This is a genomic window from Pokkaliibacter plantistimulans, from assembly GCF_003194385.1.
Lineage (GTDB): Bacteria > Pseudomonadota > Gammaproteobacteria > Pseudomonadales > Balneatricaceae > Pokkaliibacter > Pokkaliibacter plantistimulans.
On record NZ_LAPT01000143.1, the window covers coordinates 1 to 12389 of the forward strand.

General features: G+C 59.8%; 12 protein-coding genes. 5 read left to right on the top strand and 7 right to left on the bottom strand.

The genetic code is table 11. From position 1 onward, the window contains the following. Positions 1 to 127 precede the first annotated feature (127 nt). From WH50_RS24290 to WH50_RS24305, 4 genes are all read right to left on the bottom strand, one after another. The gene (locus WH50_RS24290; RefSeq protein WP_104152597.1) at positions 128 to 430 is read right to left on the bottom strand and encodes a hypothetical protein; all 303 of its coding nucleotides are present in this window, start codon (positions 428 to 430) and stop codon (positions 128 to 130) included. 169 nt (positions 431 to 599) lie between these two features. After that, positions 600 to 1187, bottom strand: coding sequence for an RBBP9/YdeN family alpha/beta hydrolase (locus WH50_RS24295; protein WP_110189903.1), 588 nt, complete (start codon positions 1185 to 1187; stop codon positions 600 to 602). 46 nt (positions 1188 to 1233) lie between these two features. Further along, a complete protein-coding gene (locus WH50_RS24300) occupies positions 1234 to 1470 on the bottom strand; it encodes a hypothetical protein (protein WP_104156936.1) in 237 nt (78 codons plus the stop codon). Positions 1471 to 1605: 135 nt separating this feature from the next. After that, positions 1606 to 2550: a CysB family HTH-type transcriptional regulator gene (locus WH50_RS24305; protein ID WP_110189905.1), complete on the bottom strand. Its 945-nt coding sequence runs from the start codon at positions 2548 to 2550 to the stop codon at positions 1606 to 1608. Between the two features lie 401 nt (positions 2551 to 2951). On the opposite strand from WH50_RS24305, the gene WH50_RS24310 reads away from it, so the two are divergent. From WH50_RS24310 to WH50_RS24320, 3 genes are read left to right on the top strand one after another with little or no spacing between them, the layout of a single operon-like run. Beyond that, positions 2952 to 4277 (top strand): efflux RND transporter periplasmic adaptor subunit, encoded by a 1326-nt coding sequence (locus WH50_RS24310; protein ID WP_110189907.1) that lies wholly within the window; start codon positions 2952 to 2954, stop codon positions 4275 to 4277. A 5-nt stretch (positions 4278 to 4282) separates the two neighbouring features. Further along, positions 4283 to 6295, top strand: coding sequence for a MacB family efflux pump subunit (locus WH50_RS24315; RefSeq protein ID WP_110189917.1), 2013 nt, complete (start codon positions 4283 to 4285; stop codon positions 6293 to 6295). Positions 6296 to 6305: 10 nt separating this feature from the next. Next, on the top strand, positions 6306 to 7835 hold the full coding sequence (locus tag WH50_RS24320) for an efflux transporter outer membrane subunit (RefSeq protein WP_207780471.1): 1530 nt from the start codon (positions 6306 to 6308) through the stop codon (positions 7833 to 7835). Positions 7836 to 7862: 27 nt separating this feature from the next. On the opposite strand, the gene WH50_RS24325 is transcribed toward WH50_RS24320, so the two are convergent. After that, positions 7863 to 8333: a hypothetical protein gene (locus tag WH50_RS24325; protein WP_110189909.1), complete on the bottom strand. Its 471-nt coding sequence runs from the start codon at positions 8331 to 8333 to the stop codon at positions 7863 to 7865. A 136-nt stretch (positions 8334 to 8469) separates the two neighbouring features. Here WH50_RS24325 and WH50_RS24330 point away from each other — a divergent pair, with 136 nt between their 5' ends. Then, the gene (locus tag WH50_RS24330; protein WP_207780472.1) at positions 8470 to 9027 is read left to right on the top strand and encodes a YbhB/YbcL family Raf kinase inhibitor-like protein; all 558 of its coding nucleotides are present in this window, start codon (positions 8470 to 8472) and stop codon (positions 9025 to 9027) included. A gap of 30 nt (positions 9028 to 9057) precedes the next feature. Here WH50_RS24330 and WH50_RS24335 read toward each other — a convergent pair whose 3' ends face one another. Next, complete coding sequence (locus tag WH50_RS24335; RefSeq protein WP_110189911.1) at positions 9058 to 9879, bottom strand: helix-turn-helix transcriptional regulator; 822 nt, start codon at positions 9877 to 9879, stop codon at positions 9058 to 9060. 282 nt (positions 9880 to 10161) lie between these two features. Beyond that, positions 10162 to 11055, bottom strand: coding sequence for an alpha/beta hydrolase family protein (locus WH50_RS24340; RefSeq protein WP_110189913.1), 894 nt, complete (start codon positions 11053 to 11055; stop codon positions 10162 to 10164). Between the two features lie 295 nt (positions 11056 to 11350). Between WH50_RS24340 and WH50_RS24345 the strand changes: the two genes are divergently transcribed. Continuing rightward, the gene (locus tag WH50_RS24345; protein WP_110189915.1) at positions 11351 to 12214 is read left to right on the top strand and encodes a tetratricopeptide repeat protein; all 864 of its coding nucleotides are present in this window, start codon (positions 11351 to 11353) and stop codon (positions 12212 to 12214) included. Positions 12215 to 12389 lie beyond the last annotated feature (175 nt).

Sequence of the window (12389 nt, forward strand, 5' to 3'; positions counted from 1 at the left end):
TAGGAGAGATGGTATCTACGGAGGGATTGGTGCAGTGATGTAAGGTGTGGTGAACGAAGTGAATCGCCGTATGACTGCCAGATAGAAAACGGAGCTCATGGGCTCCGTTTTCTATTGTGCGGGTGGCTTACTGCGCCGGGCACTGCAGATGCTTCAGGGCATCCATATATTTGTCGGGTTTGTCTTCACGCAGCGCCTGTGTGGCGGCGGAGATGGGGCCCTTGTTGGTGGCCAGAGCGGCCTGAATCCAGCTGTCGTCCTGCTCGCGGGCATTGACGTTGCACTGACCGCCCAGCTCCACCAGTACCAGCGCGGTGCGCGAGTCGTCGTAATTGAGTTTCTTGAAGGCGTCGGAATCGGCATGGGCCGACAGGGACAGGGCTGCACTCAGCAGCGCGGTAGACAGCAGGGAGGTTCGCAGCAGGGTCATGATCAGGGTTCCGCTAACTGGGTCAGAACAGGCGCTGTGGTCAGCGCCCTTGCAGGTTGCGGGTCAGTATAGCGATGAAGGTGAAAAAGTGAACGGAACAGCGGGTTGCGAAATGCTTCTCCCCGTCATTGCCGATGCGCCCGGGTGAGCAGGGGAGTTGCAGGCACGTTCACGACGCCATCCGCTGCCAGGGGCTGCGCTGTTGATCCAGACGCTGCTCCAGCTGATCAAGCCAGACCAGTCCTTCGGACCAGCGATGATGGCCGGAGGCGACGTTGATATGGCCCGCACCGGGCAGAATGGCCACGTCGGCCCCCCATAGCCCGGCCAGTTCGCGGGCGCGGGCTTCACTGGCGGCGTAGTCATTACTGGAGCCCACCACCTGAGCGGCAAACGGTAATGCTGCGGTCGGAATCGGTGCAAAAGGCCGCAGTGCCTCGGGGCAACCGGCGCGCTCGACATCGGCTGGGGCGACCAGCAGGGCGCCTTTGACCTTCTGCCGCTGGCTGGCACTGGCTGTTGCTGCCCAGTGAGCCGTGCTGATGCAGCCCAGACTGTGGGCGATCAGGATGACCGGCCCCTGGCAGCGGCGAATGGCCTGATCCAGCGCGGGCACCCAGTCCTGCCGCTGTGGCTGCTGCCAGTCAGCGACCTCGACGCGCTGGTAGTTGGGCAGATAATGCTGCCAGTAGCTTTGCCAGTGCTGTTCGCCCGAACCTTGCCAGCCGGGCACGATCAGATAGTGGTAAGGGGTCATCACTCTCTCCTTGGCTCGCACGTCACCGACAGGTACGGCAGAGCAGTCAATGGGTTGCCAGCAGCAGGTTGCCGTGGCGCAGCAGGCCTTCAATCCGGCTGCCGATGCGAATATGCAGACGCTCCAGCTGGCGGCTGGACACCAGCGCACTGACGATGCCGTCGCGGGTTTGCAGCTGCAGTGCCGATAGTGCCGGGCCCGGGCGGATCGCAATCACGGTGCCGCGGCAGTGATGGCAGTGGGCGTCGTACTGTCTGGCGCTGAACGGAGTGCTGGCTTTCATGGGGTCGTCCTTCCCGGCTGAGTCCGCAGTCCACTCTAGGACGGGCAGCCGCGTGGTCGAACCAAGAAATTCTGCTTTGCTTATCCGCATCCGCTCTATGTCTACAGGGAGCTATCCGCTCTATGTTTGCCGGGGCTATCCGCGCTGTCCCGGTTCGGCGCTGGCCAGCGCCTGCTGCACGCTGTCCTGATCCAGTTCATCGCTGCAGTAGTTGAGAAAGCGATAGGCGTACTGACGCAGAAAATGGCCACGGCGCAGGGCAATCTGGGTGGTATTGAGGCTGAACAGCGACTCTACCGGCAGGCGCTGCAGCAGGGTGTCGCGCTCTGCGGTGTAGGCCATCGAGGCGATGATGCCGATGCCCATGCCCAGCTCGACATAGGTCTTGATCACGTCGGCATCCACCGCCGACATCACCACATCGGGTGTCAGCCCGGCATCAGAGAATACTGCGTCGATGCGGGTACGGCCGGTATAGCCGTCGTGATAGGTAATCACCGGATAGTCGGCCAGATCAGCCAGCGTCGGCTGACTCAGCCGGGTGAGGGGGTGCTCGCGCGGCACCACCACCGAATGCTGCCAGCTGTAAAAGGGGAAGCAGACAAAGGCGTTGCCTTCGTTGGGCAGTGCCTCGGTGGCGATCCCAATATCGACCTGACCAGCCTTTAGCAGCGAGACGATTTCATCAGGGCCGCACTGGTGCAGTTCCAGATGGACCTTGGGGAATTCCAGCTTGAACGCCTTGATGATTCGCGGCAGGGCATAACGTGCCTGAGTATGGGTGGTGGCAATCGCCAGCCGCCCTTCATCCTGCTGCACATACTGGCGTGCCAGCCGCTTCATGTTTTCCGCTTCCAGCAGGATGCGTTCGGCCATCCCCAGCAGCTGGGCACCCGGCGCGGTCAGGCCGAGCAGGCGCTTGCCCTTGCGCTCGAACAGCTCGACGCCCAGTTCTTCTTCCAGATCCTTGAGGTGTTTGCTGACCCCTGACTGTGAGGTGTAGAGCGCGTTGGCCACATCGGTCAGATTGAACTGACGACGGGCGGTCTCTCTGACGATGCGAAGTTGTTGCAGGTTCATGGTGTCCGTCCGTTTGCTGCAGGAACAGGGGCGTCCTTTGCGTCTGTCTTCCACCGGGGAATCAGCTGTTGCTCAAGGATTAATCAGCTAAATTGCGTTTTTGGAATATAAATTGAATCTCTTATTCCAATAAATACCGATTTTTTATATCCATAGTCTGTTTGCGTGGCCCGCTGGCCGCTGTGAGTGGCTGGGTGACAGCGGCTTACAGGACATCGCCTGTGCAACGCCGTGTCATAAAGCACTGGCGGGAAATGTGCATGGACGCTGTAAATTAACCGTAAGCAAAGGTTAAATGAGACGCCTTCGCAGTTGCTGGCCGGGTGAGGCCTACGGCAACGGAGAAATAGCAGCAAAAGCAGCATTTCTGGCGCGTCGCCGGATTGAGGAAGTAGCGGTTGATGAGCAAGACCAACAGTAAACACACGCCCCGTCGCCCCTGGCTGTCGGGTCTGACCCTGGCCATCCTGCTGGCGGCAGGCGGTTATGGTGGCTGGCGTTACTATCAGGCCCCCGCCAGTCAGCAGCATGCCCAGCTGACCGCCACGGTACAGCGTGGTGATCTGGAGAATCTGGTGACCGCCACCGGTGCCCTGCAGCCCCGCGATTATGTCGATGTCGGTGCGCAGGTGTCCGGCCAGCTCACCACCATTCATGTGGAAGTGGGAGATCAGGTCAGGGAAGGCGACCTGCTGGCGGAAATTGACCCCACCGTACTGCAGGCCAAGGTCGACTCCAGCCGTGCACAGCTGCGCAACCTGAAAGCCCAGCTGGAAGAAAAGCAGTCACAGCTGACGCTGGCGGGGCTGCAGTACAAACGCCAGAAAAACCTGCTGGCCGAGCAGGCCACCTCGACCGATAGCTTCCAGACCGCAGAGGCTGAGCTGCGTTCGGCCAAGGCACAGATCGAAGCGCTGAAGGCACAGATCGACCAGACCGAATCGACCCTGCGCGGTGATGAGGCCAATCTGGGCTATGCCCGTATCTACGCACCGATGTCCGGTACGGTCGTGTCGATCTCGGCGCGCAAAGGCCAGACTCTTAATTCCAATCAGCAGGCGCCGGTGATTCTGCAGATTGCCGACCTGTCGACCATGACCGTCCAGACCCAGGTGTCGGAAGCGGACATCAGCAAACTCAAGGTCGGCATGCCGGTGTACTTCACCACTCTTGGCAGTCAGGGCCGGCGCTGGGAAGGCACCCTGCGCAAGGTGGAGCCGACGCCGACGGTGACCAACAATGTGGTGCTCTACAACGCCCTGTTTGATGTCCCCAACCCGCGTGGCGCACTGATGACGCAGATGACCGCGCAGGTATTTTTTGTGGTGGCTGCCGCCCGTGATGTCTTGCTGGTGCCAGCGGCGGCGCTGGAAATGAGTGCGCCGCGCCGGCGCGAAGGTGCGGCAGCTGGTAACGGTGCAGGCAGGAGTGGTGACAAGGCAGCCCCAGCATCAGCACCGATGGCCGGTGGCGAGCGCAGCAGTGCAGGGATGGCCGGTGGCGGTCGTCCGCATCCGGCCAGAGTCAGGGTGCTGAAGGCTGATGGCTCGGTGGAAGAGCGCACTGTCGAAGTGGGCGTCACCAACCGCATTCAGGCGCAGATCCTGTCGGGTCTGAATGAGGGTGAGCAGGTGCTGCTGCCCAATGTCGCCGGTGGCAGTCGCAGTGGTCAGCGCAGTGGTGCCGGTGCCCCCGCAGGCGGGCCGGAATCGAGGATGCGCCTGTGAGCCAGATGACCTCCTCCCGCCCCGTCGTCACGGCGGCCAGCCCGCAGAGCACGCCGCTGATTGCTCTGCAGGGCATTACCAAGACCTTTCGCAACGGTGATCTGGAGGTCGAGGTGCTGCATGGCATCGACCTGCAGATCCATGCTGGTGAGTTTGTCGCCATCATGGGTACGTCCGGTTCGGGCAAGTCGACCCTGATGAATATTCTCGGCTGTCTGGATCAGGCCAGCAGTGGCCAGTACCGCTTTCGGGGGGAAGATGTGTCCACCCTGCAGGGCGATGAGCTGGCGCGCTTGCGGCGGGAGTCCTTCGGCTTCGTGTTCCAGAGCTATAACCTGATTGCCACCGCCACCGCGCGGGAGAACGTCGAGGTGCCGGCGATCTACACCGGCCTGCCTGCCGAGCAGCGTCAGCAGCGGGCGGCTGAGTTGCTGACCTCGCTGGGGCTGGAAAACCGGCAGGATCACCGCCCCAGTCAGCTGTCCGGTGGTCAGCAGCAGCGGGTCTCCATCGCCCGGGCGCTGATGAACGGCGGCCAGATCATTCTGGCCGACGAGCCGACCGGTGCGCTCGACAGCCGTAGCGGCGAAGACGTGATGGCGCTGTTGCAGCAGCTGTCGGCCGATGGCCACACCGTCATTCTGATCACCCATGACCGTCAGGTGGCCGAACATGCCGACCGCATTATCGAGATTCGCGACGGCCATATTCTCAGTGATTCTCTCCGGCACGCTCTCGGTGACACTCACCTCCATGCGCTTGGTGATGCTGGTGCGCGTCAGAAGGGCGTCAGCCGTGACTTTCGCCCGGCAGAAGAACAGCGCAGGCCACTGGTGGACATCACCGAGGCCACCCGTATGGCGCTGCGGGCGCTGCACGCCAACGTCTTTCGTACCGTCCTGACCCTGCTCGGTATCGTCATCGGCGTCGGTTCGGTCATCACCATGCTGGCCATTGGCGACGGCGCCAAACAGGCAGTTATTGATCGCATCAGCGCCATGGGCTCCAACCTGCTGCTGGTACGTCCGGGCGCGCCCAATCAGCGCGGCCGCAGCACGGTGGCGACGCTGGTGGAGGCCGATGTGCGGGCCATCAACGAGCTGCCCAATGTGCTGGCGGTGATCCCCGAACTGACCGGCACCGTGACCGCCCGTGCCGGGGGCAATGATCACTCCACCGAAACCAATGCCACCTCTGCCCAGTTCACGCTGGCGCGCAACTGGCCGCTGGCGGAAGGCACCTTCTTCACCAGTGATGATGAGGCGCAGTACGCCACCGTGGCGGTGCTGGGCAAGACCGTGGCCGGGGCGCTGTTTCCCGACAGCGACCCGCTGGGCCAGTACGTGATGCTCAACTCCATCCTGTTTCAGGTGATCGGCATCATGAGTGAGCGCGGCGCCTCGCCGATGGGGCAGGATCAGGACGATGTGATCTTTGTGCCGTACTCCACCGGCAGCCTGCGCCTGTTCGGACAGAAGTATCTGCGCAATGTCACGGTGGCGGCGGAGGATGTCGAGCAGATCGACGATACCCAGGCGGCGGTGTCCAAGCTGCTGCTGGAGCGTCATCAGATGGAAGACTTCCAGATTCGCAATATGGCCTCGATCATCGAGACCGCCTCGGCGACGCAGAACACCCTGACCGTCCTGCTTGGCTCCATCGCCGCCATCTCGCTGCTGGTCGGTGGTATCGGAGTGATGAACATCATGCTGGTGTCGGTCACCGAGCGTACCCGCGAAATCGGTATTCGTATGGCCACGGGCGCCCGCACCGGCAATATCCAGCAGCAGTTCCTGATCGAAGCAATGGTGGTGTCGGCCCTCGGCGGGCTGCTCGGTGTGGCCGGTGGCCTCGGCGTAGCGGCTCTGCTGGATGCGCTCGGAACCTCCATTCGCTTCTCCCTGCTGCCGGTGGTGCTGGCCTTTGGCTGTGCCTTTGCCACCGGTCTGGTGTTTGGCTATCTGCCAGCACGCAAGGCCGCCCGCCTTGATCCGGTCGTGGCACTGGCCAGCGAATGAGGGCAGGGCGATGACTATTTTATCCACAGGCAGTATGTCCATGAGTCAGCGTGCGTTATCCACCGTCTCTTCCGCCATCACCGGCATGGCTCGCCACAACGGGCGCCCTCTGCGTCTAAGTGCGCTGGCCCTGAGCCTGACCCTGCTCGGCGGTTGTGTGATCAGCGAACCCCGCACGCAGGTGGCGATGGCGTTGCCAGCGCAGTGGCAGGAGCCGGACGAGGCGCAGGGCAGTGTGCTGGAGCAGCAGTGGTGGCAGGGCTTTCATTCCGCCGAGCTGGATCAGCTGATCACTCAGGCGCTGGCGCAAAGCCCGGATCTGCACAGCACGCTGGAACAGGTGCGGCAGGCTGAGCTGGCGGTCAATGTAGCGGGTGCTTCGCTGTTTCCCAGCGTCAGTGCGTCGCTGGGCAGCGACTGGCGCCGCAGTGAATCCAGTGCTGGCGACAGCCAGCAAAGCCGCAGTTCCAGCGGTGGTCTGGCGATCAGTTATGAGGTCGATATGTGGGGCAGGCTGGCAGCAGCGCGAGACAGCGCGCAGGCCAGTCTGGCCGCCAGCCGCTTTGACTATCAGGCCAGCCGCCTGAGTCTGGCCAGTGCGGTGGCGGAGGCCTACTTCAACGTGCTGGCGCTGGACAAGCAGATTGGGCTGGCCGAGGACAACCTGCAGATTGCTGCGCGGGTCATGAAGATTGTTGATGCGCGTTTCCGCAATGGCATGGCCACGGCGCTGGATGTCAGTCAGCAGCGCAATACCGTGCTCAACCAGCAGGCGGCACTGCTGCCGCTGCGGGTCAGGGCCCGGCAGACCCGCAGTGCGCTGGCCATCCTGCTCGGGCAGACCCCGCAGACCGCGATGCTGACGGAGCATCTGGCTCTGGATGCCCTGCAGCCGCCAGCGATCAGTGCCGGCTTACCCAGTGAGCTGCTGACACGCAGGCCCGATCTGGCCAGCGCTGAAGCCGATCTGGCCGCGGCCGACGCCGATGTGCTGGCGGCCCGCGCAGCCTTGCTGCCGAGTGTACAGCTGTCGTCATCGCTGGGCGTTTCCACCGCGGCCCTGCTGTCGCTGGCTAATCCGGCCAACAGCGTCAGTCTGGCGGGGTCGCTGGCCCAGAGTCTGTTTGATGGCGGCCAGCGGCGCAGTCAGGTGGCGATCAGCCAGTCCCGTCGGCAGCAACTGGTGGATAACTACCGCAGCGCGGTGCTGACGGCGCTGAAAGAAGTGGAAGATGCGCTGGGCAATACCCGGCTGACCGCTGATCAGGAACAGCTGCAGCGGCAGATTGTGGCAGAGTCACAGCGCAGTCTGCGGCTGGCGGAGCTGCGTTATCGCGAAGGGGCAGATGAACTGCTGGCGGTGCTGGATGCCCAGCGCACGCTGTTCAGTGCCCAGTCCAGTCTGGTCGACATCCAGCTCAGCCGTCTTACTGCTGCGCTGGATCTCTACAAGGCGGTGGGCGGCGGCTGGCAGCGGGGCCAACCCATCGATACCCGCGAGCCTGCGGGCTATCCGCGGCTGACCACGCCTGCGCCATAAACGCAGGCGTATTCAGGGTTCGCGGTGTTACTGGCCCTCTGACAGGGCGATGGTACTGCCATCGCCCCAGCCATCATGCACGGACAGCTGACAGGGAATGGCATAGCTCCAGCCACCTGCCTTCCACCAGCATTCAGCAAACCAGGCCTTGACGGTATCAGCCATCAGACCGAGACCCATGGACTCATCGTCCAGATAGCGCTCGTCAAACGCTTCCATCTCATCGAGACCCAGAGACAGCGGCATGGATCGCCCCGGGAAAATGCCCGGGTCTGCATTGTCCACCCTGTTATTTTTGCCCTGAAAGTAGATCCACGCCGAAGGAATATCGACGCCATCTTCGTTGAAAAACAGCTGTACTTCCGCTTCACGGACGGCATCCGGCAACGGCAGGGTGAGGAGCGCGCGTAACTGGCTGATCAGCTGGGCAGACGCTTGTTCCAGTGCCGTGCGATAGCGCCGCTGGAACTGCGCTGCAGTCAGACCAAAAGGCATCATGACGGGGTCTCCTGTCAGAAGAGCGGGGGATAACTTGAAGGAAAAGGGCTAAAAACTGGCTGTTTTGCGGATAATTTACCCGCCTGCGGCTGGTTAGCATAAACGCCTTCTTTCACTGGTATCCATGGAGCGTTTTATGAGCACTTTCGCAGCCAGAATGGCCTTCCCGGCAATGATGCTGGCCGCCGTAGCGGCGAATGCAGGCGCATTTGAACTGACCAGCACCGATATGGCCAATGGCCAGCCCCTGACCAGCCGTCAGGAATATCAGGGCTTTGGTTGCAGTGGCGATAACCTGTCACCGCAGCTGTCGTGGTCAGGCGCACCGGCAGGCACGAAAGCCTTTGCGGTGTTTGCCTATGATCCCGATGCGCCAACGGGCAGCGGCTGGTGGCACTGGCAGGTGGTGAACATTCCTGCCGGGGTCAGCAGTCTGGCGACCGGCGCTGGTGATCCGGCCAGACAGCTGATGCCTGCCGGGGCGGTGCAGCGTAACAATGACTATGGTCAGCCGGGTTTTGGTGGTGCCTGCCCGCCACAGGGGCAGGGTGTACACCGCTATCAGTTCACTGTCTATGCGCTGGCCAGCACGCTGGAACTGCCGGAGAACGCCTCCGCTGCCCTGACCGGTTATATGGTGAAGGCCAATGCACTGGGGTCGGCGACGCTGGAGGCGCTCTATCAGCGTCCCTGATCACAGACTCACACTCTGCTGCGCGCAGGCTCAGGGCGGCGGCTCCACGCTGCTTTTGCGGGTCTTGCGCAGCTCCGTGGGCGTCAGCCCGAACTGAGCTTTGAAGCGCTGGGTAAAGCGTGACTGCGACTGATAACCGCAGCGGTCAGAGATCAGATTGATGCTGTCGTCGGTGGTTTGCAGCAGATGCAGACCGTGGCCCAGACGGGCGCGGTCCTTGATGGCCATTACGCTGGTCTGTTCCTGACGCAGTTTGCGCCGCAGGGTGGAGTCGCTCATGGCCAGCCGGGCACACAGATCCTCGACGCTGATGTCCTGAAAACGGTTGGCCCGGAACAGGTCGTTGATCTTCTGGCTGATCGTCGGTTTGCCTTTCATCCGGGTGACGGCGGTATAGCCCAGATGAAACAGCAGGGCGAGCAGCTCGCGTTTGCGCAGGGCGATCATGGCTGCGGGGGCCCAGCTGGCAATCTGCACAAACTGCTGCAGCCACTGCTGCAGTTCCAGACCGGTGGTACCGATAAAGTACGCCAGCCTGTCCTCCACGATGGTGGGCAGGTCACTGAAGTCAGCCGCATCGAATTCGAGGATCAGCGCGAAGTAGGGTTTGTCTCTGGGGATATTGCGAATGTCGATGGCATAGCTGTCAGACAGAAAGACAAACTCCCCCTTCTGGCAGCGCGAGCGCGGCTCCCTGCCCAGCTCCTTCTCGCCACTGAGGACAAAGATCAGCAAGGGTCTGGCAATCGGCACGTTGACCAGCGTCTGCTCATGAAACGAGGAGTACACCGCGAAGGGCAGCGTGCTCTGCTGCTGGGTCAGCTGTGTGATGGTGGCGATCAGGTCGTCCATGTTTCCCCCGGTTATCCTGTCTCTGCCGGTGTTTTGCTCAGGCAGGCAAAGGCCAGCCATTGTAGGGCAGTTGCCGGATGGTTACACCCCGCCATTCAGGTTGGAGGCCGCCGTCGTTGGCCGTCTGCTGGCGTGAGCAGCGTCTGGATCACTCTGGCGGCGGCTTACCGAGCGGCGGTGACTGCGGTAGTCGCAAGCGGCGGGCCTATCCGCTGCATGACTCGACAAGGAGGCCGGATAGGTACGAACCGCACCTATCCGCTGGCGACCCATCCTCATCATCTATTCCTCGATAGCCTTGGCCAGTAGCGGCCACAGCCCTTGATGACTGCGGCGGAAAAAGTCGATATGCCCTATATGCTTGAGGCCGTGCTGTGCAGGTATCAGGGTTTGTACCCTGATCTGGGCGGCGGGGTAAAGCCGGGTCAGATCAGCCACGTTGCCGCGGGTGGCGATGGGGTCATCGACGGCATGGATAAAGGTCATCGGTAGCTGCAGCTGCTGGTGGTAATCCTGCTGAATGTCCGTGCCGAGGGCGTTGGCCACATAGCCCGGGCTGCTGCACCACTGTGACCACTGCCGCGCCACACCGGGTGGCAAGTCTTCTCCCCAGCCGATCCACTGACAGGGCGTGTAGCCCAGCACGCCGTTGGCCAGTGGCATATACAGCTTCAGCAGGCCACCGGCCAGCAGGCGGAAATGCAGCGGCGAATAGCCGATATAGCCGGTGGAGGACGCCACGCCGACCATCCGCGCGATACGCCGGTAGTTGGGTATCACCCCGGTGAACTGGCCTCCGGCACTGTGACCGAACAGCGTCACCTGCTCCAGCCCGGATTCGCGGGCCAGCCATTCCAGCATGGCGGGGATATCCTGCTGGCCCCAGTCCTGCTTGCGGGCCTTGCTGTGGCGAACATGGCTTTCGTGCAGAGAGGCACCGATACCGCGGTAGTCGAAGGTCAGCACGTCGTGGCCGCGCTCGCTCAGCCACTGGGCGAAGCTGCGGTAGAAGCCCTGCTTGATACCGGTGCCGCTGCAGATCAGTACGGCCGAGGGCGTACTGCGTGGCTCAGCGGCGGGGTAGAAGATACCGTGCAGCGTGACGCCGTCGGCGGTGACCGTCGTCATCGGGCGGGGATGACTGATCAGGGTGTCCAGTGCCTGTGCTGATGACATATCCCACTCCTGAAAGCAGCTGTTGTCGTTGTGTTGGCAGGTAATCAGCAGTTAAGTGACTTTTAAGTAAATTTCGTTCACTTAAGTTTTGGCAGTATGAACGGTCGTGGCGGGTTTGGGAATAGACTGGTGAGTCCAGTCTGTAATCTGGCTCAGATTACTTATTGCCAATTTGTGAGGAAACCTTCATAAGTATCGATTTACAACTACTTGTAAAAAACTTATCTATCGTTGGAACTGTATATAGGTTGGGTTAACAGAAGTCTTATAGATATGATAATTATGGGTGGTTGTGATGGATACAAATAATTCTTCGGAAAGAAATCTTGAACAACAAAAAGTATATATTGAGTTAGAAAAACTAAAGTTAGAAGAAAAGCGTGTTCTACTAGAGGGTTCATTTTCAAAAAAATATGCCGCCCCTCTCCTTGGGGTATTTGGTACGGTTATAGCTTCAATATTGGCACTGACTGCTTCAAATGTTTCAAATAAGATAAAAGAAAAAGAAATTCAAATAGCTACATCACAGAAACAGCAGGAGCTCGATAGAATACATTTTGAAAATGATAGAAAGTGGAAGTTTGAAGCAGTCGATTTTGTATTTAAAAATCAACAAGCTATATTCTCCGGCTCCACTGAAAAACAGATTGCTATTCGCAATGTGATGATTGCTACGTTTCCCAGTGAGGTTACATCACCTTTGTTTGAAAAAATTAAAGCTTCCTCAACAGCCGAGGCTCAACAGGTTTGGTCTGATGGACAGGAAATTTCAGCTAGGGCAGATGAATATATTTCTCTGATCGCAAACGGAAAAAAGAGCCTAATTAGCAAGGATTTTGATGCAGCTGCAGAGGACTTTAAGCAGGTTTTAGAAACAAAGCCAAATGATGCAGATGCTCTTAATTATACTGGTTATTCCTACTTTAGAAAGGGTGAGTATCTAACTGCAATTTCTTATCTTGAGCAAGCACTTGCTATTTCACCAAATCACCGTTTTGCAAATTTGAACCTGACCAAGGCCTTCTGTGCGCAAGGAAAACTAGTTGATGCAGAGCGCCGTATGAATATTGCCCTGCAAAATGTTAAGGATTTTTCACATGACTTGGTAATAGATGGTGAATATCAAAGGGTCTGCAGGGATATTTACCATCCGGGATAATAGATTTATGTCGGTTAAGTGATTTTTTGGTATTTCCTATTTTTGTTTGTCTTAAACTAATACGGTAGGTTTGGTAATTAACTCGGCTTGCTATATGCCTTGACCTTGAGGCTTGGGTATTGGTATTACCTGAAGTGGCTCCGGGTAATCCTAGTTGGCTTGGCTTGGCTTGGCT

Coding starts and splice junctions, on each gene's coding strand:
- WH50_RS24290 (WP_104152597.1), bottom strand. CDS start 430: ATGACCCTGCTGCGAACCTCCCTGCTGTCTACCGCGCTGCTGAGTGCA.
- WH50_RS24295 (WP_110189903.1), bottom strand. CDS start 1,187: ATGACCCCTTACCACTATCTGATCGTGCCCGGCTGGCAAGGTTCGGGC.
- WH50_RS24300 (WP_104156936.1), bottom strand. CDS start 1,470: ATGAAAGCCAGCACTCCGTTCAGCGCCAGACAGTACGACGCCCACTGC.
- WH50_RS24305 (WP_110189905.1), bottom strand. CDS start 2,550: ATGAACCTGCAACAACTTCGCATCGTCAGAGAGACCGCCCGTCGTCAG.
- WH50_RS24310 (WP_110189907.1), top strand. CDS start 2,952: ATGAGCAAGACCAACAGTAAACACACGCCCCGTCGCCCCTGGCTGTCG.
- WH50_RS24315 (WP_110189917.1), top strand. CDS start 4,283: ATGACCTCCTCCCGCCCCGTCGTCACGGCGGCCAGCCCGCAGAGCACG.
- WH50_RS24320 (WP_207780471.1), top strand. CDS start 6,306: ATGACTATTTTATCCACAGGCAGTATGTCCATGAGTCAGCGTGCGTTA.
- WH50_RS24325 (WP_110189909.1), bottom strand. CDS start 8,333: ATGATGCCTTTTGGTCTGACTGCAGCGCAGTTCCAGCGGCGCTATCGC.
- WH50_RS24330 (WP_207780472.1), top strand. CDS start 8,470: ATGAGCACTTTCGCAGCCAGAATGGCCTTCCCGGCAATGATGCTGGCC.
- WH50_RS24335 (WP_110189911.1), bottom strand. CDS start 9,879: ATGGACGACCTGATCGCCACCATCACACAGCTGACCCAGCAGCAGAGC.
- WH50_RS24340 (WP_110189913.1), bottom strand. CDS start 11,055: ATGTCATCAGCACAGGCACTGGACACCCTGATCAGTCATCCCCGCCCG.
- WH50_RS24345 (WP_110189915.1), top strand. CDS start 11,351: ATGGATACAAATAATTCTTCGGAAAGAAATCTTGAACAACAAAAAGTA.